Consider the following 26,882-nt stretch of genomic DNA (forward strand, 5'->3'; position numbering starts at 1 on the left):
GTGTTGGTAGATTAAAATTATAAGCGGTCAGCGCCCGATAGTTCACGAATCTTCGATCACGAATTCAAGAATTTGACCGTAAGGACTGCCAAACTTCAACTGTACGCCCGACTCTAGAGAAATTTCTTGATGGTGAACTTTGTGCCATTCGCCAGCACAGTAAACCAACGTCCCGAAGCGAGAAAAATCTCTGAGGAAATAAGTGTATTGTCTATTAGCGGTGGAGGAAGTGTCTCGACAGATGATCTCGGCGTGTCGGCGACCAACCCATCTTTCCTGAAGCACCAAGTCGTTTTCTGGATGACGACCAACTCTCATCAATCCGCCATAAATTCGCCAAATCTTATCGCTGCGTTCTAGGGAATGAAGATAGGCAGCGGGAAAATCGTCGCGATCTACACTCGGTATCGTGGTTGGGAGTTGGGTAATTCCCTCCTCGATGGGTTGCAGCAGTTCGCCATCAAATTGGGGATGCATGTAAAGAATCGGCAGCGTCCAAGCAGGTTGATTGAATTTGTAGAGGGAGAGCAACTGTTGTCTGGCAACTCGGACTGCTTGGTCGATCGACAAGCGTTGCGCTAGGGCTTTAGTAAATGCTTGAATAAAACTTAATGCCTCGCGATCGGCAATGGAATCCCGCATCCCCAAAACGGCAGGGACTCCATGGTGAATTAAAACTTCTGCCAAACTGCTGCGCTCGATTGTCTGTTGTCCCATGCAGTCGGGTTGTGCGCCCCAGCAGGCGTTAAACACTGCTAGAATAACGCGATTGCGAACTAGAACTTGCGCCAGCTCCGTCCCATTCATGATGGCATTTGGTCCCAAAAATAACAAACCGCCATCGGGCGCGGGCATGCCATGACCTGCATAGAAAAGGACATTATACATTCCCGTATCTAAAGTGTCGATCAGTTGGGCTGGCGTAGGTTGTACGAGAGTGCGAACGCTAGCAGAAACCCGGAACGCCGAAGAGTTAATCGCGCTAGCCACGCGCGCTCCTTCTTCGATCGCTTGTGCCAGGGCGGCAGCTTCGGTTTCGAGTTGTAAGGTTTTAGAAGAACTGCGAATCGAGTCCGACTGAGTTTCTCGCGGATCTAGCGGGTTTTGGTCTTGTCCGAGCACTAATAAAATATTGAGTGAGTCGCCCGATTGTTGAGGGGCTAGAGGATCTACATTACTGGTCGTTCGACTGAAGAGGATTTGAGGATCGAGAGAAATAGACTGTTTGCCCACTTCCGGTTGCATAATTTCCCACGGTAGCGGAATTAAATTAGGGTCGCGAATTTCTAATCGCACCCGCAGAAGTTTATTTTGTCCCATCGCCATTCCCCGACTTTGGGCTAAGCTCTGACGGATGGGATCGTCAAACACCCACTGCCAGAGACTGATGCCTAACTCCTGCATCAGTCGTCCGCCATAGTTCTCTTTCGGACTAGAAAGCGGCAAGTTAAACGGCAGCAGAGAGGTAGAAGGGTCTCGGTGAGCGACGGGAATGTGAAATTCGCTTTGTAAGGAAAACATTTCCTGCCATGCCAGCCATTTTCGCGTTAAAGTTGGCGACCAAATTGAGTCATGATGAACGTAACCTCCCGGTAAGGGAGATTGAATTACCCAAGTAGCAAAATTTTCAGGTCCTGCTGAGGTCAAACGAGCGATCGCTAGACTGAGGCAGGGAATTTCCCTGACAGACATTCTCTCTTTTTTACTGATTGCGCTATGAAAGTATTGTTACACAGTCTCCTATGAATTCTGAATGCAGAATTCTAAATTCTCAATTGAGTAACTTGCTTGCCAATCGGTCATAATTATGATAAGTCAACGGGGTAACTGTTCGGGTTGCGATGGCGGTGGAGAGGGCACCTCGGTAGGATCGGAAGAATCGGTAGCAAGACAGTTGTCAGCTGCAGGCGATATGGCTCGAAACCCCAATTCCTTTAAGGTTTCCAATTTGATCCACCCCTCTTTTCCCTCAGGAGAAGAGGCCTCGCCTCCAATGCTATGGGAAGTGACTTTTTCATCGACTTGACAGACTTGCAACTTCAGCCAAGTAGAATTGGGTTCGGTTTGCACGACTTTAAGCATGCTGTCTTTTGGTACGTCACCCACTCTTTTTTCAGCGGCCGGGCTGTCGAGAAGCGTAATGGTTCTAAAGATTTCGATCGCGTCTCCTGCTGCTAGCGGCAGTTGGGAAGAAACCGTTGGTTCGGGCACAATTGGAGTCCCTTGCGGATCGGAAGTCACGATAGGAACTCGCGTATCCTCTGTGCTGCTGTTTGCCAGTTGCCATAACCAATAGCCCCCACCCAAGGCGAGCAAACCAAGAGAAGCCATTGCCAAGACTAAAAGCCATGGCGAGCGCTGGGGCGGAGCTTCGGGAGATGAGACGTCCTCAAATCGCGCGGTCAACACCGTGTCTTCAGCCTCCTCGTCCGTCTCAAGGTCTTCTGATTCGGGTAACGGTGGTTCGTCGCTCGATTCAGCCTCAAATTCCGGATAGACCAAAGGAGTTGACTCGGCACCCGCTTTCGGTTGCACCTGACAGTGAACTAAGGCAATCGTTACGTTATCGTGCCCGTTTCTTTGGTTAGCAAGGGCTAATAACCGTTTTCCCGCCTCCATCACATCTCGTTTGCCTTCTAAAATGGGAGCGATTTCTTTCTCCCAATACTGCTCGACGCGATCGAAATCGCTCAGCCCATCAGAACAAAGCAGGAAAACGCAGTCCTCATCCAAAATTAGGTGCTGAATCGTCGGGTGAAGCGAGGCAGATGAACTCATGCCCAAAGCTTGTACCAATGCGCCAGCGTTGGGATATTGCACGGCTTCTCGATAGAGCAGGTAGCCCAGTCGAACTTCTCTCGATGCCAAATCGTCGTCAACGGTAACTTGATGGCAGCTTGTCGGCGTAATCCAGTAAATGCGAGAATCCCCAACGTGAGCGACATAGATTTCGTGAGCGCGAGCTAGTCCCATAACTAGCGTCGTTCCCATGCGCTGTCGTTCCTGGCGATTTTCGCTATCGTTGCGATCGCTAATCAAATCGTTGGTGTCGCAGATGGCGCGTTCTATTGCCTGCATGTAAATTTTGGGATCGGACTCGGTTGCATTGCCGAGGGAGCGATCGATGTCCTCAACCAAGGTATCGATCGCCAGTTGCGAGGCAATTTCTCCGCCTTCTTGTCCGCCGATCCCATCGCAGACGATCGCTAGTGCCCTGTTGCGATCGCCAATCGTAACGATTTTGCCACTGGGCGGATAGCAGGCATCTTCGTTATGCTCGCGAGTCGGTCCGGCATCGGTGCTGGTATAAATCTGATAGGTTCGCTCTTGCAGGCGAGCGGCTTGCCCTATGGCTTTTTCTAGAAGAGCAACGAGCTGTTCGGCTCGCTCGATTTTTCCTTGCTCTAGATGCTCGCACAGTTTTTGTAAAAACTCGCTCAGGTTCGGCGATGCTTGCTCGATCCATTGAGACCAAAGCTGTCCCAACTGATGCAAACTTGGCTGCTTTTCCAGGTCAGACTGCAATTCGAGGAGCTGAATCAGGGGTCCATTGACCCTCAGTAGCGATGGAGCGAGCAAACTGGCAGCTACGCCCCTATTCTGTAGCGGTTGCCAGAGGCGAGCCATTTGCCACAACCAGTTGAGTTGTCTTAATCCAGTTGCCTTGTGCCAAACTTCGGTTAATTTGGGAAAGAGTTCGTCGTATTTCAATTTGCCCGATTCGTCGGTCGGAATGCTGTTGTATTCTAATAACCAAATCTCTGGCTCCGTCCGTTCGCCCGAACTGGAGAGGTAGCCGTAAACTTGAGGAACGTGCAGTCGATAGGGCAGAAGCTTCAAATAAGGAAGAATGTTATCGGGAACTTCTTCTGGCGTTAGGGGGGAGATGGCGGGTTGGGTGTCGAGAAGAATGCGCGGTCTAACGAAAAGATAGCGATCGCCAATTAACTCTCCCTCGCTAAAGTCTTTCTTCCACTCTCCTACAGTCCATAGATAGCGCCTCACAATGGGCGTTCGGCATTTGTGACAGTCTCGATCGGTTAGGAGATTGGGTGCCTGACAACTGGGATTTGAACATTGAATGGTTGCCACAGAATTTTCCATGAAAACTATTCGCTCCCTTGGGCGATCGATAATTGGATGCTGCGTGCATGCCTCTGTGGAGGCTGCCTAAAACTCAACTGCATCTAAAGATGGTTTGATCTGGTAGGTTATTTCCAAATTTTAGCAATCCATGCAGAAATACTTCTTTGAAAATCTTTGACGCAAGCTTTTAGGCTGAAGATAGCTAAAACGAAAAAGGAAAAATATCTGCTTTCTCGGTCAAATATCCCTCTTTAATTTTGGATGAAATACGTTCCGTCTAGTTGCTATTGGCGCTGACTAGAGGAGCGATCGCCCGAAACCAATTCCGAGAGCTTGGAAAAACTGGAAATCTCGAAAGAGGTAACGGAATTCTCTAAGCTCAAGCCATCGCGCGATGCTTGCTGCATTTCTTCTACTTTTAGGAGAATTAAGTATTCGTAAAATGCCTGTAAGGTACACCAAGCAAATCCCGCTCTAAAATACCGCCTAGTATAAAGTACATGTAAAACCAACGCAAAAGCGGTCTAAACGGAAGGCGTAGGGATAAATCTTTGAGAGCGCGCCGTCTTTCTACTTCCGATTTGCCCAATAATAAGCTGTACCAATCGATCTTTCCGCTTTTCAACTGACGCAGGGTTTCTTTAGCTTCGTCGGTGGAGTAGCGATTGTGCTTTTCAATCCAGCGGCTCAATCCTTTACTACAAGTGTAATGGGGATAAGTCTCTTTCAGAAAGCCTGTCGGCCCGTCGCACACTTCTCTTTCGGTATGACCGTAGTCGCTAAACCAGACTTTTCCTTTCTCGAACAAACGCATTTGATAGCGCGGATATTGGGTACTGCGGCGAATCCACGTTCCCATAAACATTACCCGCTCTGCCACATAGTAGCCGATAAATTCCTGACTCTGACTTGCTTTGAGACATTCTCGAAAGAGTTCGGGAGTCATCCGCTCGTCTGCTTCTAGGATATATACCCATTCGTACCTGGTGGGAATGGTTTCCAGCATCCAAGTGCGCTGCTTTCCATGGCTTTCAAACTCGTGCTGAACGACGCGGACGGGATAGCGAGAGGCGATTTCAATTGTGCGATCCGTACTGAAGGAATCGACGACTATAACATCGTCGGACAGCAGCGCAGACTCGATGCAAGCGGCTATATCTATTTCTTCGTTATGGGTCAGGATATATATAGATATCATCTATGATTGCTTTTTTTAGATCGATGGCTAGGCTTATATCTACTTCGTAAACGAAAAAGCTAATGCCAAGCATCAGTGCTTTTGCTGAGCTTTTTTATTCATCTGAGCCTTAGTCAGCTAAATTTGGCATCGTTTGCGTTCAAAGTCTTATGGTTCTTTGAGAAGGATTTATTCGTGCCATCATCGTAAATATACTGAGGTCTTTGGCTCGCTATTATCCCGCTTCTGGCTAATTTTTAATCGCGATCGCGGGTGGGTATTTATGGCAAAACAATAGCTTGAAAGCATTAGTTTCTGTCAATAATTTTTCCTAAAAAAAATTTGGCGTTTATATTAATTGGTTAGGAATTTTTTAAAAATCAATCTCATCGACTGAGTTGCGCCTCATTATAACCTCTTCGGCAGGATTTTCACAATAACCTTGGGCGGTTATCTTTAGCGATCGCTTATTTTCTATAGATTACGGGATTATAATGCTTTGAAAGACAATAGCACAGCAGTTGCACTCGATTGCCAAAAAGCCCATTCCTTTATAGAGGTTTGGCCAAGCTCAACCCCTTACAGAAGTGTTTAAGTGCATAATTCCAACAGTCCAAAAGTAGTAATTAGACCGTAAAGTTTTTGTAAAGATTTAGACAGGAAGCCTAATGTTTATTAGGACGAATGTAAAACTTATCTAGTGAAAAAAGTAACCAAAATAAACGCCATCTTAACAACAGAACTCCCCCAGCGATCGCGACAAGCCCGACGGAACGCCAGCGATCGCCCCAATCCCAGTTCAGCTCGCCCAAATAATGAGAGCCGAGGAGTAAAGTATGAATGACTGCCAGCCCTAAAGCCGGAACGCACAAAAGATGAATCTGTCGCCAGCGCTTGCCTAACATTTTTTGCCAATAGTCGAAACTGGTGCAAGCGGCAGGAGTTATCAACAATAGCGCGATCGCGCCCGTCACCATTCCAACTCGATGTATCGGCAGCAAATAGGAGATAGCCCCCAAGTTCCAGTTGAAAGAATGGTCGAGCATGCGCCCCGTATGGGCGATCGCCAGCACGTAAGCTCCCACCCCAATCGCTCTTCGGTACTGCAACGGAGCTGCCCAGAAGCCACTGAGGGGACGAGCTATCAAGGCTAGCATCAGCAATAAAAGAGCGGCGTGACCGGTCAAATCCACCATTTCGTCTGTTCGCAAGAGGGTTAAAATCCCGATCGCAAGCGTTACCCACCCTCCCAAGCGAAACAACTGGCTGCGCTTGCTAGCGCTCAGCCGCGAGGTCAATGCGCCTATTGCTACCATCATCGGCATCGTCCCCAATCCGAAGGCTAGCATCGTGGCTGCACCTAGCCAAAGCTCTTGTCTTTCTACGGCTTTGATTTGCGCTGCGTAGAGAAAACCGCAGGGAATCAACCCCCAAAGTAGCCCTAGCAAAGCCGGAGTCCACCAACGCTCCGATACAGACAGTCGCAGCATGGCAGTATTTAAGCGCCGATGCAAGGCTTGCAGGGGATGTAAAATCGGCAGCGGCGGCAAAAAATCGGGCTTGATTTGTCCGAGGGCAAACCAAATCAAGATCGTTCCCGTTACAATTGTCACTCCCTGACGCAGTTCGCTACCAATTCCTAACAATTGAGAGCGATCGATTAAAATTTCGCTAACCCCACCTAACGCTGCGCCTACCAATCCATAACTGATAACTCGTCCTAAATTGATTAGTAGGTGAAATCCCAGATGCGATCGCCAATTCGGGGTTTCTGAATGCTGCTGCGATAGGGAAAATGCCACGGTTAACGGACCGCACATTCCCGCACAATGACCGAAACTCCCTAAAAATCCCAGGGTGGCTATCAGTAGCAGATCGATCGCTGTCGTATCCAAGAGGAGCAATGACTTTTTTCTACTAATCTAATGCTACTTTGAGTAAGACTTTTTTAGAAGCGATCGCGATTTTAAGATCCAAAGCGATTCGTTTGAGGCTCAGCAGTTGAAGAATTGCTCGTGAATACCTTTTCCACCAGTCGCGGATAGAGAATGAGAAAATAGCTCCACCACAGGAGAACGGAAATGGATAACCCCCCGGTAATCCAAAGGTTTTTGACTAACAGCCAGCTGCCGCCAACAATCGAAATTCCAGTTAGTAAAATCGACCAGGGTTGACACCACCAAGGCTTATAGTTCCAAACATTAAAAGATTTTGGCTCTGACAAAATGAGGAATTCCTAAGGCTTGTTTGTATGTAATATCCATTTTTTGTATAGCGTATTTTGCGATCGCATCTCAGAGAATCGGGTTGACAAAAGCTAAAATAGAGCGTAAATCTGAAAAACTATAGGGAGTTGCTTCCGTCCAAACGCGCTTTACCCAAAACGATGCCAATCAGAAGAAGACCCCCAAATCCTGCTGTAGAAGTCGAAAACCTGCGCTATACCGTTCGAGTGCCCGACGGAGATCCCCAGCATATCTTAGAGGAGATTGTTTGGCATAAAGAAAAAGAAGTCGATCGCTTGCGCGAACGATTACCTTTACTGGAGTTGCGCAAGCAGGTCAAAGATTTACCGTCTCCTTACGACTTCCTTGCCGCACTCAAGCAGGGAAAAACCCAACCCGCTCTGATTGCAGAAGTCAAAAAAGCCTCTCCCAGCAAAGGAGTCATCCGCGAAGACTTCGATCCGGTGGAAATTGCACTTGCCTATCAACAAGGGGGGGCTAGTTGTTTGTCGGTGTTGACGGATGAAAAGTTTTTTCAGGGAAGTTTTGACAATCTAGCTCTAGTCCGTCAAGCAGTCGATTTGCCTTTACTGTGCAAGGAATTTATTATTTATCCCTACCAAATTTATCTCGCTCGCAGCAAGGGAGCCGATGCCGTCTTGCTCATTGCTGCTATTTTAAATGACGAGGATTTGCAGTACTTTGTCAAAATTATCAACGCTTTAGGCATGGTAGCTTTGGTCGAAGTCCATACTTTGACAGAGTTAGATCGGGTATTGGCGATCGAAGGCATTCGCTTAGTCGGAATTAACAATCGCAATTTAGAAAATTTTTCTGTCGATTTGCAAACGACTTGTCAATTGTTGGAAGCAAGGCGAGAACAACTGCAACGGCGAGATATTTTAGTGGTGAGCGAATCTGGATTACATGCGCCTGCCGATCTCAATTTAGTCAAAAATGCGGGTGCCGATGCCGTTTTAATTGGAGAGTCACTCGTCAAACAACCCGATCCCAAAGAAGCGATCGCGGCATTGTTTACTACTTAAAATAAAGTTAACCAAGGGCTAGCTAATGCTTTTGCTCTAGCTAACTTCAAACAGTTGCCCGAAGATCGGTCAGCTCAATTACAAGTCTATTATTTGTAATTCTTGCTGGCTTTTTTAACCCGATGCAGGTTTTATGGAACCACTTCCCCTTCCTTCTCACATACACTACGAATTACTGCTGCAATTATTGGAACGCCAAACCTTATTTGCAGCCAATCAAAACCCGGTGCTAAGAGACCAAGTTCAGCAACTGATTGCGACTCTGCGTAAAGCCTTCGCACAACAAAAACAATTAGAAGCCACCTGTCAACAAACCTATGTATCGTTCGAGCATCGTTGGTCGCTCAATAGCGGTTGTCCAGGGGAATCGCCAGATTTACTAGCCGCTCAAACGAAACAGAGTGAGGAATCTTGAATTAAGAATTAATAAATGGCAAGACAAACTATGTTTGTTTTTATAGTGTAAGTTGACGCAAACGAGTGCCTATTCTTATTTCTGCCGATTGCATGAAGAAAAAAAATGGGATAAGATGAGGAGCTTGCCCTTAACTTAAAAGCTGGGGAAATACGGTTCGTTACCGATCTAGAGTGCCAACAGAGAGGAATAATCGAATGGAAGACAAAAATATGCTAATGATTCCGGGACCTACGCCAGTCCCCGAAAAAGTTTTGCTGGCGATGGCAAAGCATCCCATCGGTCATCGAAGCGGCGACTTTAGCAAAGTTATAGCAGAATTGACAGAAAATCTCAAATGGCTGCACCAGACTCACAATGATGTCCTGATGCTGACCGTTAGCGGAACTGGGGCAATGGAAGCCGGGATTATTAATTTCTTGAGTCCGGGCGATCGCGTTTTGGTAGGAAATAACGGAAAATTCGGCGATCGCTGGGCGAAGATAAGCAGAGCTTTTGGCTTGCAGGTTGAAGAAATTACCGCTGAATGGGGTAAAGCCCTCAATCCACAAGCCTTTGGCGAAAAATTAGCAGCCGATACCCAAAAGCAGATTAAGGCAGTTATCATCACTCACTCAGAAACCTCCACCGGGGTTCTCAACGATTTAGAAACCATCAATCAATACGTCAAAAACCACGGCAAAAGTTTGATTATCGTCGATGCCGTTACCAGTTTGGGCGCGACGAACGTTCCTATCGACGCGTGGGGTTTGGATGTCGTTGCTTCGGGATCGCAAAAGGGATATATGATTCCGCCAGGTTTGGGTTTTGTTTCAGTCAGCCAGAAAGCCTGGAAAGCTTACGAAACAGCTAAACTTCCTAAATTTTACCTAGATCTGAAGAAATATAAGAAAGCAACCGATGAAAACAGCTCTCCTTTCACGCCACCCGTGAATCTTATGTACGGGCTGCAAGCTTCTTTGCAGATGATGAGATCAGAAGGGTTAGATAATATTTTCGCCCGCCATCGGCGCTTAACGCAAGCCACTCGTGCGGCGATTAAGGCGCTAGGATTGCCTCTGTTTGCCTCCGACGAAGCGGCTAGTAATGCCATCACGGCAGTTGCGCCAATCGGGGTAGAAGCCGAAAAAATTCGCTCGGTAATGAAAAAGCGATACGATATTGCCCTAGCAGGCGGACAAGACCATCTCAAAGGGAAAATCTTTCGCATCGGGCACTTGGGATTTGTGAGCGATCGCGATATTTTAGCCGCTATTGCCTCACTAGAAGCGACTTTGATTGAATTAGGCTATGAAAGCTTTTCGCCCGGTGCTGGCGTTGCGGCGGCGGCTAGTGCATTTGCTAATGTTTGAGGTGCGAACTCCCCATGCCCCGACTTTTAGCGTCGGCTAAGTCGGGGCATTCGCGCCTTTAGCTTTCCCAAATCCGGTGAATGCGAGAACGATGAACTTGGGCATAACTATCGCACGCTCTGACGAGATTGGGGAATCGCCGTATTAACCTAGAAATGTTGGAGTCGGCAAGCGCTTTAGCTTTTTCAAAAATTTCATCGGATTTCGCTTCCCAATCGCCCAAACGCTCGTCTTCAAACTGAATTACCGTTGAAGCATCCCACCCTAAAGCCGCCGTAACGGCATAGTCGAGAGCGTCAAACAACAACGAGGCGCAATCGCAACTTAACCCGTCATCTTCAGCGAGTTCCTCAAGATGTTCTAAAATGAGATCGCGAGCTTCGTCATCGTTTTGAGCAAGGATTGCGTGGCTGCTGATTTCTCGCAATACTAAACCAATCTGGGTATAGGCATTAGAATCTTCGTACTGGCTCAAAATGCGATCGTGAGGGCGTTTTACCGGATGCGATCGCTTTTTGGCTTGTTTGTCTTTTTTGTATTGCTGCGTTATTTCCCTTAATTCCTCAAGCAAGTGCGTTTCGCAAGAAACATAAGGCAACAAATCGGTCAGAATTGCGATCGCTGTCTTTTTGGAAGCAAATCCATCGTATTCTTTATTGATATTGATTACTCTAGCGCTCCAATGGCTGCCTACGCGATAAAGGATGACATCGTTATTGTTGATACTCAATCTAGTTTGCCCGCGCATACCCGAAGTTTCTCAAGTCTTTTCCTTCAAGTTTTTCAGAACGAAGGAGAAAAATCTCCAGTAAAACTACAGAATTACGCAAGCGGAATTTTGTGCCAGTATCCGCAAAATTACGGTCAGTATAAATACTTATTTATAACCTCAAGCTCGACGTTGCCTTATTTGTTAAGTCCTTTGTCCTTTCCCCTTTCCCCTAATGACAGATGACTATCCCGCGCGTGAAATGGGCAACTGTCGCTTGAGTGGGTGGGGACTAGAAAATTCGCGATCGCTAATTGCTAACTAACCCTGGGAAACTAAGAGAGCGAGGTAGAATCTTATAAATTTTTGCAAATATAATGGGCGGAGAGAGACTCGAACTCTCATGCCTTTAGAGGGCGGCAGATTTTGAGTCTGCTGCGTCTACCAATTTCGCCATCCGCCCTTGGAATCGGCCTTTTGATTATACTCTATTTGGCGACGTTGCAACAAGCGTTGATAGTCTTGAGAGCTTGCCCAGCGATCGATTTCCCTAGCTCGCAGGACGGGGACGGGATGAGTTAGTTGAGCGGTTTGAGCGGTTTTGAGCATCTGACCCAATTCGGTTTCGCTAATAGCGTCGTATGCCCTAGCTTGTTCGATAAAGGCATCTAGGTTTAATTGAGGCGCAAGGGTAGGGGAACCGCCAGTCAGTTTCATTAGCACTGACATGACCACCTTGGGGTCTTGAATGGCTAGGAGTGCAGCCCTATCGCAGCTAAATTCCGCACATCTGACCCACTGTAGCAATTGTTCTCTTAAAGACTGAGCGATAACCGCTCCCCAACTTGGCAGCAAACCTGCTGCTAACACCACAATATTGACTAGGGTCAGGTAAACTCCATGTTCGCACTTGAGATGTCCCAACTCGTGTGCCATTACTGCCTGAATTTCTTCTGGGGTCAGCATCTCGATTAGTGAGGTATGCAAGACTATAAAAGGCTGTTTCCCTCGCATAGCAAAGGTGTAGGCGTTGGGAATGGGGTTTTGCTGAACGTATAGCTGAGGCGGTTCTAGATCGAGAATTTGACAGGCTTCTAGTAGTAGTTTATGCAGGTGGGGTAGTTGATTTTTCCCAACGAGAATGCTAGAAGCGATATTGTTGAGATAGAAAAATTGTTCTGCTACCGGACCGAGTAGACTGCGAACCAGGATGTCCAATCCCGGTAATTGTTTGAGTGCAGTTGTGGCTTGTAGGTCTAGGGGATGGCGAAAGTCGTCAGCCCTAAGACCGATTAGTTGCGTTTTAGAGAATCCCATAGCTGCTCGATCGATACTCTAGTTTATGAGGTTAGCAGCCAGCTTTTGACTCGCTCTAAGCTTTTCCAGTCAGGTTTTCTGGTTAACCCATCTTCAATATTTTCTTCTATATCTTGACGGATTTGCGCGTCGAGTGACATCATTTGTTGGGCTGCTTCGATGTGTTGTCGAACGCCTGCCGTTCCCGTCTCCAGCATGGCTACGGACAGGTTGATGCGGGCTTGTGGCGCTCTACTATCGAGTTTAACGCTTTTCTGAGCAGCTTTTAATGCTAGCTTGGGTTTATCGGTTAAGAGATATAACCAAGCTAGACTCGACCACGCTGCTGCATTTTTGGAAGCGCGATCGCAAATATCCTGAAAAACAGGAATTAAATCTTCTGGTTTTTCGCCAGCTTTGTAGCGTTCTATGCCGTTTTCTAGAAGGGAAGTAGCCGAGTCAGTCATCCGATGTTAATGTTTTTCGCTCTTATGGAAGTAATCGAGACAAATAAGTTTTGTCCCGATTACTAAGAATAAGCGATTGAGGTAACAAAAGCCAATTAGGCTATACGCCAAAGGATTTACCGCAACCACAGGTTTGAGAGGCGTTTGGGTTGGTGAATTGGAATCCACCACCAATCATGGCATCGCTGTAATCGAGCATTAGACCGTAGAGATAAAGAAGGCTCTTGCGATCGCACACGAGCTTAAAACCATCATAATCAAATACTTCATCGTGTTCGGTAATCTTACTAACGTCTTCAAAATCCATCATGTAAGACATGCCAGAACACCCGCCCTGACGAACGCCAACCCGCAAACAAAGGTCTTTTCCTTGTTGTTGCCGCAATTTAAGAACGTGATTGAGTGCTGCTTGTGACAGTTGAATTCCTTTTGATTGGGTCTGAGTTGTTTGTGTCATCTGTCTGAGTGACTCCTAATAGCGATCGGCTACTAAAGTTTTTTTATTTTCTATGATAACGAGTTTAGATCGATCTCTTTGATTGAAATAACTTCTTATTCTTGAATTCCTCTAAGTTTAACAATTTGATTAAAAAAATACTCGGCGGAAAGACCGTCCGAGTTCAATTAAGAAGTTTAAAAAAAACACTGCTACGATAAAAAACGTACCAATTAAACTACCAGCTTTTAATGAATATATTATCGAAATCTGGGTTTTTAGTACGCCAAGAAAAGTTTTAGTAGCGGCGAGAATATTTTTGGTTGCCTCTGTCGCTAGAAGACGACCGTTTATCTTCACGAGGTCTGGCTTTGCTAACTTTTAAGCTACGCCCAATCCACTTAGCCCCATCCAAGGCTTGAATAGCCGCAGTTTCTTCAGCTTCCGTATCCATTTCCACAAAAGCGAAACCGCGAACGCGACCTGTTTCTCGATCCATCGGTAGTCTTACGCTTTTGACAGTGCCGTAATCTGCAAAAACTTGTTTTAAGTCGTCTTGACTAACTTCGTAGGGTAAATTACCAATAAAGATGGACATGATGTCTCTCCGAGCGGAAAATTTCAAGAATTAGATTCGGAGAGACGTTACCTAATAGAGGGAGAACGAACTGCATTGCCGAATTTAACTCTTACGCCCAAAGTTTAACACAGGTAAGCGGGTCGTGACGCAGTTAATTGATTGATTTTTCTCTAACTTGATAATTAGCTATGCTTTTTAGATTAGTAGATTGGCGCGAATGTAGCTTAATAGAAATATTGCCAACTTAGAGCCTTAATAACAAGTCAGATTTTCTTGTAGAGTTGAGAGTTGAATTTGAGAAAAATATTGACGTTGAAATTGCTCTTCTCTGACGGCTTCTATGAATCGATTAATTGTCATTTTCATTTCTTGAGAAATCTCGGAGTAACAATAATGGATTTGCACAAAACCATCGTGCTTTTGACACTTAAAACCCAGCTGAGAAAGTGCTTCTAAACCCAGGGCGAGGGTGCGATCGCTCAATTCTAATTTATCTTGTAATTGTTTTAGAGTAATGGTTTTTCCCGTGCGATTGAGATATTTAGCAATACCGATTAACTGTTGCCAAATTCGATGGGGATCGATTGGCTGTGGTGCTTGATAAGCCAGAGCGAGTTTTTCTTTTTGTGCGATCGCAATTCGATATTCTTTCTGAATTTCATTCCAACTCGTAGGACAATCTTCGATCGGTTTAAATGGTAAATTAGGAATTCTAAGCTCGCAAGAATTCTGGCTATTTCTGCGATCGAACAAAGAGTCTTCAACGAAATTGCTTATGAATTCTGTCAAAGGAATGCTCGGTCTGATATCAATTAAACGCACTTCATAACATTTTTCATAGGTATTAAAGTCAAGTTCGACAATTGCATCGCAACGTCGTTCCAAAGGAATTTCGTCTTTATAATGTCCCCACCACATTCCAGGAAAACCATTTTTGCTAGAATCATCCCAAATTTTAAAAGTTGTTTTTATGTAGGGGATTTTTTCTCCTCTAAAATCTTGAGTATTCTGATGCCGAACGTTCTCAAACCAACAGTTTTTAATTAATAATTTTGGGGACAGATTTCCCATACCACAAGGTTCAATTAATTTCAGTTCTCGGAACAAAGATTTCCCTAATTCAGAAACTGTTACGATTAAATCGGCTTGGATAATGGGTTGCTTTAAAGCTAAGTTTGTGTATTTTTGACGTAACTGGCAATCAATCGCTTCGCGAAATAAAGGAATATTTTCTGCAAGCAAACTCAATCCCGCTGCAAAAGGATGACCTCCAAATCGATGTAATAAATGAGCTTGCGATTCTACTAGCTCGTACAAATTAATATTGTTAGCAGAACGCGCAGAACCCCTGGCAATTTTGGATTTTGGATTGGGAATTGGAGATTGGGGATTAGGTAATTTTTTCCCCATCTCAGAAATCCCCCCGTCTCCCCTGCTTTCCGACTTCCGACTTCCGACTTCCGACTTCCGACTTCTGCCCCAGATCCCCGTCTCCCTCTCCTCATCCTCGGCAACACTTAATAAAATTGTTGGTCGATTGTATTCCTGAGCGATTTGTCCTGCAACTAATCCCAATACGCCACTTTGCCATTGAGAATCTTCTAAAACTATTACGCTTGTAGTCGATAAATCAATGCGGGATAGTTGCTTTTTGACTTGTTCGATAACATCTTTTTGCAATGCTTTGCGGCGGGTATTGGCTAATTCTGCTGCTTCTGCCAATTGTTTACAACGTTTGGCATCTCGACTGGTAAGTAATTCAACGCAGAAACTCGCCTCGCCGTGAATGCGACTGACGGCGTTAATTCTCGGTCCTAACCCAAAGGAAATATCTGTCGGGCGATCGCCATTTTTTTGACAGAATTCTAATAAAAAAGTGACGCCGGGACGAGTTGGCTTCTGATTTCTGTCTGAGGAGGATCGTTGTTGTAATTTTTGAATACCTTTTTGGGCTAGATAGCGACAATCTCCACTCAATTGGACTAAATCGGCAATCAAACCAATTGCAACTAAATCTAATAATTCTTCTATAGGTTGTTGAGGAATATCGGGGAAAGTTTGATAAAGCGCTTCTACTAATTTATAGGCAACGGCTACGCCAGAGAGATGAAATAAGGGATGACTTTCAGCAAAATAGCGGGGATTGATAATAGAAATAACTGGAGGTCTTTCTTCAGGAAGCGTATGATGGTCAGTAATAATAATATCTATTCCTAGTTGGTTAGCATAAATGATTTCGTTTAGATTGGTGCTTCCCGTGTCGCAAGTAACGATGAGTTTCGTTCCTGATGCTGCTAATTTATCGATTCCCGCACAATTTAAACCGTGAGATTCGGTGAGGCGATTGGGGATATAATAACTGAGTTGTTGGTGTTGGGTAAAAAACTCTCCCAATCCCTCCCAAAGAACGCTAGTGGCTGTTATTCCATCCGCATCAAAGTCTCCCCAAATTGTTACTTTTTCTCCTTTCTCGCGAGCGTTTAAAAGACGTTGAATTGCTCGCTTCATTTCTTGTCCAAAGGCAAAAGGACTGGTGGGTCGATAGGCATTTGGATCGAGAAATTCGATTAATTGTTGATGCTCTCGGATTCCCCGCTGCCACAAAATTTGTGCTGCATGCTTTCCGTTTGAACCAGGCGTATAAAATCGAATGGCTTCAATAAACCAGGTAGGAATTTCTTGTAGCGGTGAAATTTGCCATTGCGGTTGAAGCATCGTCAAGCGATATTTTGGATTGTGTCTAGAGATAATTTTGCTATTTTTTAAGTTAAGAAAAATGGCAGAAATTATTGTTTGGGCAGTGTTTTTATGTTATTTTATTTTTAAGTCAATTTATTCATAATAGGGATCTTGGGATATTGTAACAAACAATCATTTTCCATTATTCAATAACATATCACAAATTCAAGAAAAAAGCGATCGCTTTTAATTAATCTCAACATATCGTGTATCTATCTAGAATTTTATCGGCTAGCCCCAAGAGAAAAAACCTAAAATCGCCGTTTGCTAGCTGCATCTATCTCCGAGCGACGCAACCTCAATTGAATATCTTCTAAAAGCTTTCGATTGACCGACATCAAATCGGCAACCAAACCAAACATCCATAACTGAAAGCCGATGAGAATCAGGATCGCAGCAAACACCAAACTGGGAACGCGGGGTTTTTCGGGGCTATCGCCAAAGATTCCTAAATATAGCGTCAACCAGCGCAAACAGAGAATAAAGCCTAAAGAGAAAGGCACGCTCCCCAGCGTCATAAAAAACTGAAGGGGACGATAGGTCATAAAAATGCGAATAATCGTCACAATAGAGCGCTGGATGTAAGAGGGAATGCTTTTAACCAGACGCGACGGTCGCAAATAATCATTAGTCCTAATCGGAACGGAAGTAATCGCCATTCCCTTCTGTCCTGCCTGAATAATCGTTTCCAAAGTATAGGTATATTCGTTAAAAACATTCATCTGGAGGGCGGCATTGCGGCTGATGGCGCGAAAACCGCTCGGCGCATCGGGAATATCGGTTCTACTGGCGATGCGAACCACCCAACTTCCCAATTTTTGTAGGAACTTTTTGACAGGAGAGAAATGTTTGATATCTTGAATGGGTCGAGCGCCAACGACAATCTCTGCCGTCCCTGCTAAAATAGGCTCGATCAGTTTCGGAATATCGTCGGCACAGTACTGATTGTCGGCATCGGTATTGACAATAATATCCGCCCCTGCTAGCAAACAGGCTTCTATTCCTGCCATAAAAGCTTTGGCAAGGCCTTGGTTGTGGTCGAAGTTTACGATATGATCGACACCGCAGGCTTTCGCAACTTCTACAGTGCGATCGAAGCTACCATCGTTGATAATCAGCCATTCTACCCGATCGATGCCGGGAATTTGACGGGGGAGTTGAGAAAGGGTCAATCCTAGCGTTGCTTCTTCGTTGTAACAAGGAATTTGAATAATCAGTTTCATTTCAGTTGTTGGTTATTCGATTTTGAATGAAAGGATTTTAGATTTTGGATTGGTTAGTAGTTAGTAGTTAATTGTCTCCCAGTCTCTCAGTCCCCTTGTCTCCCTCTATCCCGACACTCCCAACTCTCCCCACACTCCTCCTACTCCCCCATCTCCCGCCAGCCTCGAACCAATAGCCAAATCCCCAGTCCGACTAGGATGATGGCAATGACAAACCCTACCCAAATAGGGATACCTGCAGCGGGCAAAACCCACCACCAAACAGCAACGATTCTCAAAAGATCCGAACTTGCCAAATTGCCGCTTCCTGGAGGTTCGCCAACGCCGCGAATTACTTCAGCCACATTCGAGGTAAAGGCAGCGCCCAGTTGGCGGAAAGCAGCCCCCCAAGCGTTGAATAGCGGTGCATCTAGGGGATCTCCCCATAAAGCTATAGCTTTAGCAAAATCGCCGCGATCGCTAGCCTCAGCATAGTAACGTTGATAATAGGAAACTAAGGTCGGAGCATTCCAAAACAACCCTAGTAAAGTCAAAGCAACAATCCAGTCCCACCATTTCTTCTCTAGAACTGCGACTAAGGCTAAGAGTGCGGGCAGGGCAGGAACGAGAAAGCGCGGTCCCCAATTCCAGCCCCTGAAGATCCAAAAGGAATGAAGTACTAAATAACCTAAAAAGATTCCCAATAGCAGAAGGGCTTCTAGAGGTTTCGTTCTAAAGGCTTTGCGAAATCCGTAAATTGCCAAAATCGTAGGCGGACAGTACCAAATCAATCCACCGCCAGCCCCAGGACTAAAAAGCATGCCGAGCAATCGTTCTGGCATACCTGATAGTTGAATGCGATCGCTACTTTGACCGCTACCAAAAAAACTTTCAAAGCGCAAGTAGTTGTATCCCATGTAGAAAAGTATGCCCACTCCCGTCCCCATGAGGGGAGTAATAACGGTTCGCCAGGAATATTGTTTGCACAAAAAATAAAAAGACACCAGAGGTCCGATAACGATCCCGGCGGGTTTGGCTGTAATGGCTAAACCGGCTAGAATACTCGCCCCTGCCTGTTCTCGATAAGTTTTTCCTAAAGCCAGATAGATACTAGCAGTCGTCAATAAAGCCAGTAGAGGTTCGGCAAAAAACTCGCGAGAGTAAACTATGGCAGTCGTACCGAATGCGTAGCCTATAGCAGCCAGATAGGCACCTCTTTTTGAGCTTCCCATTCGCAGGGCTAGCAAAGCAACTAAGGAGGTGGTAATAGCCGTCAGCAAAAGGGGCAGGACAAGGGCGCAGAGGGTAGCAGTGTAGCGCGTGGGGAGTCCCAATATATTCCCTACCACAATGCCAACGACAACAAAAGGAGTGGCTAGGATAGGTAGCAGAGGATATCGGATCGAGTAATATTCACCGCCGCGCCCGGGTACTCCTATTTGCGGTCCGGTACTGAAGTTTCCTTCGGTTACTATCGAGTAAGAGACCCAGAACATATCGTTGCCATCGATGCCCCAGATACCGGGTTTTAAAAAGGCTAAATAAATTAACGCTACGCCAATTCCAAGGGCTAGAGAAATCTTGAATACCTGTTGGTTGCTATCTGGATCGTCTTGTTTGAGAGAGTAAATTTCATCTTTATCTGTCATGGAAATACTCTATCGAGGCTGTTATGGAAGCACTTCAGCTTTTTGGAAACCGAGCCTAACTCAATCAATATAGCTTATCGGCTACCCAACAGCTATTAACTCAAACTACTCAATTTTCAGTTGCGCTTCTCTACTTAAATTTCCATGAATGGCTAGCCAAATACAGGGAGGATTGACCGTGGTATGTTCGACTCGATGTTTTTGATGGGCTTTGCTTTGATAAACAGATAATCTCCTGCTTTAAGCTGGATTCTAGAACCATCTTCATAGGAAAGTTCTGCTTCTCCTTGTAGAAGAATTACCCATTCATCTTTTTCTTGGTCGTACCATTGCCCTGGTGGGGTATTTTGTCCGGTAGAAATGATGCGTTCTATAAGAAGGTTATTAGCCGATAGTAAAGGCTCAAAGAATTCTTCGTCGGGCAAGAATGAAGGTAAGTCAAAAATATTAGCCATAGGTATTGCTAATTGCTAGAGTGGCTAAAATAATTGCCAATCTTTGCAATTCAACTGCTTAAATCGTTCCAACCGTTGCGAGAAGTAACTCTTATCCAACCTGCTATAGTCGTAAAATTTAGCATGATCGAGCGCGATCGCCCATGCCCAAATATATGCTGCTTGCGTTAAAGCTTGCAAACACTCAAGTTCTATATCGGTAATTTTCTCATAGGAACGATAGCCATCGAGAAAAGCTTGCCTGATAGTGCGACTCAAACCCGTCTGTAACCCAACTTGCCAGAATTTAGCGATGTCAAAAACGCGCCATCCGTACCCGCATTGATCGAAATCGAAGAGTGTCATTTGATTATTGCGGGTAATATGAACGTTGCCGCTATGAGGATCGCCCCAACAGACCACCCAATAAGGCGATTTGGCTGGCAGACTGCTTAGTTGATTTTTAATCAAAGCGATCGCTTCTAGTAAATATTTCAAATCTTGCTGTCTGTGGTGCAAGAATGGGGCAATAATTTGTAGCGAATCGTCGAGCAAATGTTTTAAATCTAGCGGTTGGCGGTAGGCAACCGTCCTAAATCCTTTAGTCGCTTGATGTAGCTTGGCAACGGTTTCTCCTAAAAGAAAACTTTGGGTATGATTGAAATCTCCTAATGCAATTTCTCCTGGCGCATAATGGAATAAAGCTGCATAGCGTTTTCCTTCAGGGGCATCAATTTCAACCGATAAATTTCCTTCTTTTGTCCTTAGAGGAGACGCAACAGGGATTTGGCGATCGCGTAAAAACTCCAGCAATTCTAGTTCAAAATCGATCTCGTTTTTCGATCGCCAATGATGGTGAGAAACCCTTAATATATAAGGCTTGGATAAGGTTTCTACTAAATAAACATCGCTCAATCCCCGCCGCCAAAATAGACAATTTTTGATAAGTTCAACGTCATAGTCTGAATAGACTAAAGACGCTAAAGCGCCAGGGGCAAGTGTAGAACAGACAGTAGGAAAGGTACTATTCAGCTTCTTGGTTTTCGACTGCCTTTCAGGTATTAGTAACTCTAGAGATGATAATAAGTTCACGTGCGTTTCTCCCCCGATGTTTAGCATCTGCACCATTCAATAAAATATTTTTTATAACTATTTAATAAGAAAAATAACTATTTATTAAATTTTGTAAATCTTTTAAAGAAAGGATCGTTTCTAGCACAGGTTTTGCTTTTGTCTTAATGCATAAGTTTTTGACAATTTTGCACTAAAAAGCTTTTTAAATTAATTTAGAATACCCCAGGCAAAACTGTCGTATCTTTAGCTACAAACACAACTTTGACAGAATGATTTTTTTAAGTTGCGATCGCGCTATCGATTTTTTTGTTGGATAAACAAAGAAAAAAGATTATAGTTGGGGATGCGATCGCTTTTGTCAATAAATCTATCTGTCTAGGTCTAGGCTTCACGCAGCTTTACGATCGTGGCATGCTAGGACAAGAAACTTAGCAGGTACGAGGATGTCAGAAACATCGTCACAAAAACGAGTCGTTATCGTCGGTGCGGGTTGGGCAGGATTGGGGGCAACCTACCACCTTGCCAAACAAGGATACGATGTCACTCTCCTAGAAGCTGCCCCCTATCCAGGCGGATTAGTCGCCGGATGGAAAACTCCCGGCGGACGTTCTGTAGAAGGAGGAATTCACGGTTTTTGGTATCCCTATCAAAACATTTTTAGTCTCGTCAACGAATTAGGACTCAATCCCTTCACTCCTTTTACCCGTTCCTCTCAATATTCTCCGGCGGGATTGGAAGTTGAATCCCCTATCTTTCAAAACGAACCAAGATTGCCGACGCCGTTGGGAACTTTCTTTTATACTTGCTTCAAACGCTTACCTCTAGTCGATAGACTCTCTGCCTTACCCCTTCTCTATGCCGTTATCGATTTCGATAATTCTGACGAAGCGTGGCAGCGTTATGACAGAGTAACTGCCAGGGAATTATTTAAGCAATTTGGGGTTTCTGCAAGATTATACAAAGACTCTTTTGAACCCATGTTATTGGTGGGTTTATTTGCACCAGGGGAACAATGTAGCGCTGCTGCTGCCCTCGGAATGCTCTATTATTTTATATTGGCTCATCAACCCGATTTTGATGTTGTTTGGTGTCGGGGAACGGTGGGAGAAAAAATTTTTCAACCGTGGGTGGAGAAGATAGAAAAAATAGGCGGAAAAGTCCTCACGAATAAACGAGTTGATGACATTATTTTAGATGCAATGGGTAATGCTAAAGCCGTTGTTTGTGGAGAAGAAACTTTCGATGCAGATGCCGTAATTTTTGCCGTTAGCGTCAGTGGAATTAAAAAGATTGTCGCGGGTAGTAAGACATTAAATGCTTATCCAGAATTTCGTAATTTAATGAATTTGGGAGGAATTGATGTATTAGCCGTACGGTTGTGGTTCGATCGCAAGATTAGTATTCCTCTGCCATCTAATGCTTGTTTTGGTTTCGATCCCACGACGGGATGGACATTTTTCGATCTCAATACTTTACAGGATGAATACAAACACGAATCGGGTAGCGTAGTCGAAGCCGACTTTTATCATGCCAATCAATTATTGCCTATGACAGACGAAGAAATTGTGGCAAAAGTTCATCAAGATTTAGCTACTTGCGTTCCCGAATTTCGAGAGGCAAAAGTCGTAGATAGAAGTATTATTCGAGTTCGTCAAGGAGTGACTCATTTTGCCCCAGGTAGCTATCAATATCTCCTGAGAGCAAAAACTAGCATTCCTAACTTATTTATGAGTGGCGATTGGATTGTAACCAATCATGGTTCTTGGTCGCAAGAAAAAGCCTACGTGACGGGTTTGGAGGCGGCAAATCTTGTTATCGAACGCTTTGGCATAGGAGAAGCGGCAAAAATCATTCCAGTAGAAGCAGACGAACCCCATATTCAGATAGCGCGAACGATTAATAAAACAGTACGCGAGATCGGTAAGAATCTTCTGCCGAATTTTTGGCTACCATAGTAAAGATGTTATGGGAGACGCAATTAGAAAATGTTTGGAAAACCGCAAAAAGAAAATAAACCCTCCGATCCTGCCGATTTGCTAGATACTATGATGTCATCTCAACTAACGAAAACAGAAGAAAAAACGGAAGAGTTCGAGTTATTCGATCGCTCCAATCGAGAACCTACCCAAGAGAGTTCTGAACTTGTTAATACAGTAGAAAAAATAAGCAGAATTATTTCTCCCTATTTCATTGTTATTGTTGGATTAGTTTTATACGATAATAATTTCTTGATTGGAACGACTCTTATCGCGATCGGTATCCTATCTCTTTTAAAAGTTTCTTGTCAAGATATTATAGATGTAATAGAAGATATCAAAAATATATTTGTCTCGACAGAAACTAAAAAATAAAATTGCTTGGATTTTAAATTGCTTTTTGCTTTCTAGATAAAACTCCCAATTCCAGCACTAGGAATGTCCCAATGACGGTTGAGGGTTCGGGAATCTCTTGCGTCTGATATGCTTGAGTGGGATCGCAATGATAAGCTTGACCAAAAGTAATAATAATAGAAATGGCGATCGCACTGACAACGATTAAAGCTACCTCACTATTCTCTCTAGCCAGACTTTATACGACTAACCGACAATTGCCATACCATTGACTCAAATGACTCAAATCATGCTCAATTTCTTCAAGGATTGCGATCGCATCTATGATTGATGGGAGCATCAGCCGCGTACGTTAGCGAACACTGACTCAACCCGTCCTCCTCACGAATTCTTAGTGCCATTCAGTTATATTCCTATTAGTTCTGTAGATATTTCTCTCAACCATATGGCAATTTCTGCTGTTTGATCGAAGGAAACGTGGGGAGGTTCATCTTTCAACCAAGCACCACTCGGATCTTGAATGTTCAAAAGATAATCTACAATGCTTTTAGCCAAATCGATATATCGTGTTTCTCTAGTCAGATTAGCCACGACTGCTGAACCCCAAGCTACCTTATGACTAAAATGAAATTCCCGAATGTTTTCGTGACAGTCGAGCGCAAAATCAAGATACTTTTTAGCACAATCTAGATAGCCATCTTCATTACTTGCCTGATAAAGCTTGCCTAAGAAGGCGATGGGGTATCCAATCATAAAATATGCTTGTAATGGTTTAACGGCACTAACTTGATAAAAGATCTCTTTCTCGTGAGCATAATTAGTTATAAGTTCACCATTGTCATCTAAACGAAGATAAAAACCCGATTTTAGCTCTGGCTGCATCGAGATAAACTTTTTTAATAAATTCCCTGCGCTTTTAGCTCGATCGAGTTCGCCAAAATACAAAGCAGCTAATCCAAGATGAGCGGTTGTCAGGACATCTACAACATTATTTGATTTACCGTAAGGTTTATTAGTAGTAAATCCTCCGTTCTTTTCATGGAAGAAGGATTTAAGGTACTGATATGCCTTCGTAGCAACATCAAAGCGTCCCATTTTTTGAGCCGCGATCGCAATCCAAGCATTTGTATATGCCCAATATTCCTCAAAAGCATCATTGGCGCTTTTCAAATCAGATGATGTCTTAAAATCGCCATCTAGCTGCAAAAATCTGGTTTTAATTGTCCTTAAAATGAGACTGGCTTCCTCGCTCAGACCAGATAGATAAAATAGGTAAGGAGATTTGTAATAACAAGCCAGATCGCCGATTTTAAGACCGTATGAACCATCAGACTGAATCTTTTGTGTTAGCCATGCTAATGCTCTATGAGAACTTTTCTGACATTTTTCTAGCCACTCTACATCCATTTGATGTACTCCTCGACCAAGAAGAAAACTCAAAGCTGCACTATCTTTATTTCTAACGTACCTATCGCATATTGCTCTTTAAGATATGCGATCGCTATTTAACAACCCCTAGTACCTGGTATAGATAAAAATGCTGGCAATTTTGGAAATGATTTTGATGAAAACCAATTAAAATCGTCATTGTCTCGCTTAAAAAGAGGTTTTTAGCCCTATGTCGCTGCTGTTCTCCATGATTTAACAGTTTCTCTGGCCATTTTGCTTCAAACTCTTGACAAAAATCATCTACATGACAAAATAAAACGTCTAATACCAATTTTCAGGTTTTCGCGATCGACATTCTTCTCCCCTCTCCCTATTTGAGAGAGGGGTTGAGGGTGAGGGCGATCGACTATCAAATGGTATAAACTAAACATGGGACAGGTTATCTGAATTGTTGGTACTTTCAGCTTACTACCCATCCTTTTCCTTATCCGGAACTCAGGTTAGTGATATCCTTATTTTTTCTACGACCAACCATCCCCCAGAAAAATTACATTGTCCCAACAGAGAAACTAACTGACCATTCCTACAATTTTGTAATTGCAGATTCACTTCAGGGCGCGTAGTAATTAACGACCAGGTTTTCTTTCCTTGTTGGGTTGGCTCGGTTAAAGTAATGTTATATTGCTGATGCTGACGTGCATGAAAGACTCCCGTAAAATAACTACAATTTTGTGCTTCAAAAACTATCTCTTGACAATGGCAATTTCCATCTAGCGGATAGTCTTCTGGATGGTCTAAATAATATTTTTGCCAGTAAAGCCAATCGCCATGTTCGGGTGGGAGATCGAACAGAGGAATAACAGCAGAGGGAGCAATAGAATCGGTTAATAATGCTTCTTGAAGGCTTCTAATTGGTATTTCTTGCGGCTGACAATTCAACTCGATACATAATGCCGCTGCCATACCCGCCGCTTGACCGATATTCATCACGACGGGTTGTAAGCGGGTGCAACCATTGGCAATGTGGGAAACCGAAATATTTTTTTCGCAAACCAGCAAGCCTTCTGTTGCATTTGGTACTAGAGAACCATAGGGGATCGTAAAAGGCGTACCCGTCCAACGTCCGCCCCAACGAATCGATTTAGGTTGCAATGGAAAGTTGATGCCGGGATAGTGATGATCGTTAGCATAATTACCAATTGCGATCGCGCTGACTTCTCCATTTTCCGTTCTCGGCAATGCTGCAACGCACCCGCCATTAACTGGTAAAATATCGCGTTCTGCGATCGTTACTTGTCCTCTAATTCTTCGACTTTCTCGATAGTAAGGATGGAGTGCGAAGGCATGATGTAATGATTTTTGCGGAAAAATATTTGGGGCTAGACTATAGCGTTGTCCCAATTCTGTTTGAATGAAATGGGCAAAGTTATAACTGTACCAATATGCTTGTTGAAGAAATTCTTGCCGCGATGTTTCGGATTCAATTAAACGTCCGATTCCCTCTCCATAATCGTTACCACAGATGGGCCAATTAATCATAAATAATCCCCCAGGAAGCCGCCCATAATTTAAAAATTTTTCTCCTCCATAGTTACTCCAGGCACCCTGGAAGGAAGAGGGGGAGAGGGAGAAATGGGGGGAGGGAAAGAGAGGGAGAGAGGGAGATTCTCCGTAATCTTTTAAAATGAATACCCAAGTAGAGGCTTGTACGGGATATTTATTAGTTAGTTCGTTAAAACAGGTAGGGGCACTAGGTTCGTTAAATTCGCTTTGTAACTCCCAACCCCAACGATGGGGAACTTCTGCCAAAGCGAGTAAATCTCCTAACTCTGTGCCATCGATAGTAATTTTGGCTTTAATAATATAATCGGCAAATCTAACTCCTATAATGCGATCGCCCCGACGAATAACTTCTAGGGGAGTTTGCCCGCTAATCCAATGTAAATTCGGTAGCTGCTTGACCCAATCGGCAAAAATTTTCGCTCCTGTGCGAGGATCGTAGGCAAACAGACTAACCCAACTGTTATCTAATCCTCCCGTTTGTCTGTGCCTTAAAGCTTGCAAATAAGCCCCCCACAGCCCGGTTTGAAAGGCGGCTAATTCATTGCCGTCGGGGGCGCAAACGCCTGCTGCCGTCAGCATTCCGCCCAACCAAGCGAACTCGCTAACCAAAATAGTTTGAACGCCGCGACGGGCAGCTTGAATAGCGGCGGCAGTTCCTCCCGTTCCTCCGCCAACAACGAGAACATCAGTGCTGAGTTGAGCGATCATTCTTT

At 44.4% G+C, this 26,882-nt stretch carries 22 protein-coding genes, 1 tRNA gene and 3 pseudogenes; 5 read left to right on the forward strand and 21 right to left on the reverse strand.

All coding sequences use genetic code 11. The annotated features are described in order from the left end of the window. Positions 1-42 precede the first annotated feature (42 nt). The 5 genes and pseudogenes from NIES593_RS05765 to NIES593_RS05785 all read right to left on the reverse strand — a co-directional run bounded on the left by NIES593_RS05765 (position 43) and on the right by NIES593_RS05785 (position 7,487). The gene (locus NIES593_RS05765; RefSeq protein ID WP_073598667.1) at positions 43-1,692 is read right to left on the reverse strand and encodes a CHAT domain-containing protein; all 1,650 of its coding nucleotides are present in this window, start codon (positions 1,690-1,692) and stop codon (positions 43-45) included. A gap of 123 nt (positions 1,693-1,815) precedes the next feature. Then, complete coding sequence (locus tag NIES593_RS05770) at positions 1,816-4,104, reverse strand: PP2C family protein-serine/threonine phosphatase (protein ID WP_073598668.1); 2,289 nt, start codon at positions 4,102-4,104, stop codon at positions 1,816-1,818. 266 nt (positions 4,105-4,370) lie between these two features. Further along, a pseudogene (locus NIES593_RS05775) lies at positions 4,371-5,284 on the reverse strand (glycosyltransferase family 2 protein). A 644-nt stretch (positions 5,285-5,928) separates the two neighbouring features. After that, on the reverse strand, positions 5,929-7,167 hold the full coding sequence (locus NIES593_RS05780) for an urease accessory protein UreH domain-containing protein (protein ID WP_083602346.1): 1,239 nt from the start codon (positions 7,165-7,167) through the stop codon (positions 5,929-5,931). Between the two features lie 62 nt (positions 7,168-7,229). After that, positions 7,230-7,487, reverse strand: coding sequence for a DUF6737 family protein (locus NIES593_RS05785; protein ID WP_073598669.1), 258 nt, complete (start codon positions 7,485-7,487; stop codon positions 7,230-7,232). 162 nt (positions 7,488-7,649) lie between these two features. Here NIES593_RS05785 and trpC point away from each other — a divergent pair, with 162 nt between their 5' ends. From trpC to NIES593_RS05800, 3 genes are all read left to right on the forward strand, one after another. Continuing rightward, positions 7,650-8,534, forward strand: a complete 885-nt coding sequence (gene trpC / locus NIES593_RS05790; RefSeq protein WP_073598710.1) for an indole-3-glycerol phosphate synthase TrpC — start codon at positions 7,650-7,652, stop codon at positions 8,532-8,534. Positions 8,535-8,667: 133 nt separating this feature from the next. After that, positions 8,668-8,949, forward strand: a complete 282-nt coding sequence (locus tag NIES593_RS05795) for a DUF5340 domain-containing protein (RefSeq protein WP_073598670.1) — start codon at positions 8,668-8,670, stop codon at positions 8,947-8,949. A 197-nt stretch (positions 8,950-9,146) separates the two neighbouring features. Continuing rightward, the gene (locus NIES593_RS05800; protein ID WP_073598671.1) at positions 9,147-10,301 is read left to right on the forward strand and encodes a pyridoxal-phosphate-dependent aminotransferase family protein; all 1,155 of its coding nucleotides are present in this window, start codon (positions 9,147-9,149) and stop codon (positions 10,299-10,301) included. Positions 10,302-10,359: 58 nt separating this feature from the next. On the opposite strand, the gene NIES593_RS05805 is transcribed toward NIES593_RS05800, so the two are convergent. The 11 genes and pseudogenes from NIES593_RS05805 to NIES593_RS05855 all read right to left on the reverse strand — a co-directional run bounded on the left by NIES593_RS05805 (position 10,360) and on the right by NIES593_RS05855 (position 20,941). Continuing rightward, on the reverse strand, positions 10,360-11,049 hold the full coding sequence (locus tag NIES593_RS05805; RefSeq protein ID WP_073598672.1) for a hypothetical protein: 690 nt from the start codon (positions 11,047-11,049) through the stop codon (positions 10,360-10,362). Positions 11,050-11,388: 339 nt separating this feature from the next. Continuing rightward, positions 11,389-11,473: transfer RNA gene (locus NIES593_RS05810), tRNA-Leu, on the reverse strand. Continuing rightward, positions 11,452-12,327: a M48 family metallopeptidase gene (locus NIES593_RS05815; protein WP_073598673.1), complete on the reverse strand. Its 876-nt coding sequence runs from the start codon at positions 12,325-12,327 to the stop codon at positions 11,452-11,454. The genes NIES593_RS05810 and NIES593_RS05815 overlap by 22 nt, the downstream gene beginning before the upstream one ends. A gap of 23 nt (positions 12,328-12,350) precedes the next feature. Then, entirely contained in the window at positions 12,351-12,773 is a 423-nt protein-coding gene (locus NIES593_RS05820) for a tetratricopeptide repeat protein (RefSeq protein WP_073598674.1), read from the reverse strand. A 100-nt stretch (positions 12,774-12,873) separates the two neighbouring features. After that, positions 12,874-13,230: a HesB/IscA family protein gene (locus NIES593_RS05825; protein ID WP_073598675.1), complete on the reverse strand. Its 357-nt coding sequence runs from the start codon at positions 13,228-13,230 to the stop codon at positions 12,874-12,876. A 277-nt stretch (positions 13,231-13,507) separates the two neighbouring features. Next, positions 13,508-13,807, reverse strand: coding sequence for an RNA recognition motif domain-containing protein (locus NIES593_RS05830; protein WP_073598676.1), 300 nt, complete (start codon positions 13,805-13,807; stop codon positions 13,508-13,510). 234 nt (positions 13,808-14,041) lie between these two features. Then, positions 14,042-16,504, reverse strand: coding sequence for a single-stranded-DNA-specific exonuclease RecJ (locus tag NIES593_RS05835; RefSeq protein WP_073598677.1), 2,463 nt, complete (start codon positions 16,502-16,504; stop codon positions 14,042-14,044). A gap of 275 nt (positions 16,505-16,779) precedes the next feature. After that, entirely contained in the window at positions 16,780-17,751 is a 972-nt protein-coding gene (locus NIES593_RS05840) for a glycosyltransferase family 2 protein (protein ID WP_073598678.1), read from the reverse strand. Between the two features lie 140 nt (positions 17,752-17,891). After that, positions 17,892-19,379 carry a hypothetical protein gene (locus NIES593_RS05845; RefSeq protein ID WP_073598679.1) on the reverse strand — a complete coding sequence of 496 codons (1,488 nt, stop codon included), beginning with the start codon at positions 19,377-19,379 and terminating at the stop codon, positions 17,892-17,894. A 105-nt stretch (positions 19,380-19,484) separates the two neighbouring features. Further along, a pseudogene (locus tag NIES593_RS05850) lies at positions 19,485-19,834 on the reverse strand (cupin domain-containing protein). Between the two features lie 24 nt (positions 19,835-19,858). Next, the gene (locus NIES593_RS05855; protein WP_175561044.1) at positions 19,859-20,941 is read right to left on the reverse strand and encodes a phosphotransferase; all 1,083 of its coding nucleotides are present in this window, start codon (positions 20,939-20,941) and stop codon (positions 19,859-19,861) included. A gap of 389 nt (positions 20,942-21,330) precedes the next feature. Here NIES593_RS05855 and NIES593_RS05860 point away from each other — a divergent pair, with 389 nt between their 5' ends. Continuing rightward, positions 21,331-22,842 carry a hydroxysqualene dehydroxylase gene (locus NIES593_RS05860; protein ID WP_073598680.1) on the forward strand — a complete coding sequence of 504 codons (1,512 nt, stop codon included), beginning with the start codon at positions 21,331-21,333 and terminating at the stop codon, positions 22,840-22,842. Between the two features lie 30 nt (positions 22,843-22,872). After that, the gene (locus NIES593_RS05865; RefSeq protein WP_073598681.1) at positions 22,873-23,238 is read left to right on the forward strand and encodes a hypothetical protein; all 366 of its coding nucleotides are present in this window, start codon (positions 22,873-22,875) and stop codon (positions 23,236-23,238) included. 13 nt (positions 23,239-23,251) lie between these two features. Here NIES593_RS05865 and NIES593_RS25745 read toward each other — a convergent pair whose 3' ends face one another. The 5 genes and pseudogenes from NIES593_RS25745 to NIES593_RS05880 form a co-directional block, all read right to left on the reverse strand. Continuing rightward, positions 23,252-23,452, reverse strand: a complete 201-nt coding sequence (locus NIES593_RS25745; protein WP_083602355.1) for a PEP-CTERM sorting domain-containing protein — start codon at positions 23,450-23,452, stop codon at positions 23,252-23,254. 170 nt (positions 23,453-23,622) lie between these two features. After that, entirely contained in the window at positions 23,623-24,624 is a 1,002-nt protein-coding gene (locus NIES593_RS05870) for a hypothetical protein (protein WP_073598682.1), read from the reverse strand. 112 nt (positions 24,625-24,736) lie between these two features. Further along, a pseudogene (locus NIES593_RS25750) lies at positions 24,737-24,937 on the reverse strand (IS982 family transposase); the annotation flags it as partial. Beyond that, on the reverse strand, positions 24,903-25,082 hold the full coding sequence (locus tag NIES593_RS23440) for a hypothetical protein (RefSeq protein WP_139253635.1): 180 nt from the start codon (positions 25,080-25,082) through the stop codon (positions 24,903-24,905). The pseudogene NIES593_RS25750 and the gene NIES593_RS23440, both read right to left, overlap by 35 nt. Before the next feature lie 19 nt (positions 25,083-25,101). After that, entirely contained in the window at positions 25,102-26,877 is a 1,776-nt protein-coding gene (locus NIES593_RS05880; protein ID WP_073598684.1) for an FAD-dependent oxidoreductase, read from the reverse strand. Between the last annotated feature and the right edge of the window lie 5 nt (positions 26,878-26,882).

This window comes from Hydrococcus rivularis NIES-593 (genome assembly GCF_001904635.1).
Classification (GTDB): domain Bacteria; phylum Cyanobacteriota; class Cyanobacteriia; order Cyanobacteriales; family Microcystaceae; genus Hydrococcus; species Hydrococcus rivularis.

Bases quoted from the DNA above. Each gene is read 5' to 3' on its own strand.
- NIES593_RS05880 (WP_073598684.1), bottom strand. From the start codon at position 26,877: ATGATCGCTCAACTCAGCACTGATGTTCTCGTTGTTGGCGGAGGAACG.
- NIES593_RS05855 (WP_175561044.1), bottom strand. From the start codon at position 20,941: ATGGTGCAGATGCTAAACATCGGGGGAGAAACGCACGTGAACTTATTA.
- NIES593_RS05820 (WP_073598674.1), bottom strand. From the start codon at position 12,773: ATGACTGACTCGGCTACTTCCCTTCTAGAAAACGGCATAGAACGCTAC.
- NIES593_RS05805 (WP_073598672.1), bottom strand. From the start codon at position 11,049: ATGCGCGGGCAAACTAGATTGAGTATCAACAATAACGATGTCATCCTT.
- NIES593_RS23440 (WP_139253635.1), bottom strand. From the start codon at position 25,082: ATGGGTAGTAAGCTGAAAGTACCAACAATTCAGATAACCTGTCCCATG.
- NIES593_RS05830 (WP_073598676.1), bottom strand. From the start codon at position 13,807: ATGTCCATCTTTATTGGTAATTTACCCTACGAAGTTAGTCAAGACGAC.
- NIES593_RS05795 (WP_073598670.1), top strand. From the start codon at position 8,668: ATGGAACCACTTCCCCTTCCTTCTCACATACACTACGAATTACTGCTG.
- NIES593_RS05840 (WP_073598678.1), bottom strand. From the start codon at position 17,751: ATGAAACTGATTATTCAAATTCCTTGTTACAACGAAGAAGCAACGCTA.
- NIES593_RS05835 (WP_073598677.1), bottom strand. From the start codon at position 16,504: ATGCTTCAACCGCAATGGCAAATTTCACCGCTACAAGAAATTCCTACC.
- NIES593_RS05865 (WP_073598681.1), top strand. From the start codon at position 22,873: ATGTTTGGAAAACCGCAAAAAGAAAATAAACCCTCCGATCCTGCCGAT.
- NIES593_RS05800 (WP_073598671.1), top strand. From the start codon at position 9,147: ATGGAAGACAAAAATATGCTAATGATTCCGGGACCTACGCCAGTCCCC.
- NIES593_RS05860 (WP_073598680.1), top strand. From the start codon at position 21,331: ATGTCAGAAACATCGTCACAAAAACGAGTCGTTATCGTCGGTGCGGGT.
- NIES593_RS05845 (WP_073598679.1), bottom strand. From the start codon at position 19,379: ATGACAGATAAAGATGAAATTTACTCTCTCAAACAAGACGATCCAGAT.
- NIES593_RS05765 (WP_073598667.1), bottom strand. From the start codon at position 1,692: ATGTCTGTCAGGGAAATTCCCTGCCTCAGTCTAGCGATCGCTCGTTTG.
- NIES593_RS05815 (WP_073598673.1), bottom strand. From the start codon at position 12,327: ATGGGATTCTCTAAAACGCAACTAATCGGTCTTAGGGCTGACGACTTT.
- NIES593_RS05825 (WP_073598675.1), bottom strand. From the start codon at position 13,230: ATGACACAAACAACTCAGACCCAATCAAAAGGAATTCAACTGTCACAA.
- NIES593_RS05770 (WP_073598668.1), bottom strand. From the start codon at position 4,104: ATGGAAAATTCTGTGGCAACCATTCAATGTTCAAATCCCAGTTGTCAG.
- trpC (WP_073598710.1), top strand. From the start codon at position 7,650: ATGCCAATCAGAAGAAGACCCCCAAATCCTGCTGTAGAAGTCGAAAAC.
- NIES593_RS05870 (WP_073598682.1), bottom strand. From the start codon at position 24,624: ATGGATGTAGAGTGGCTAGAAAAATGTCAGAAAAGTTCTCATAGAGCA.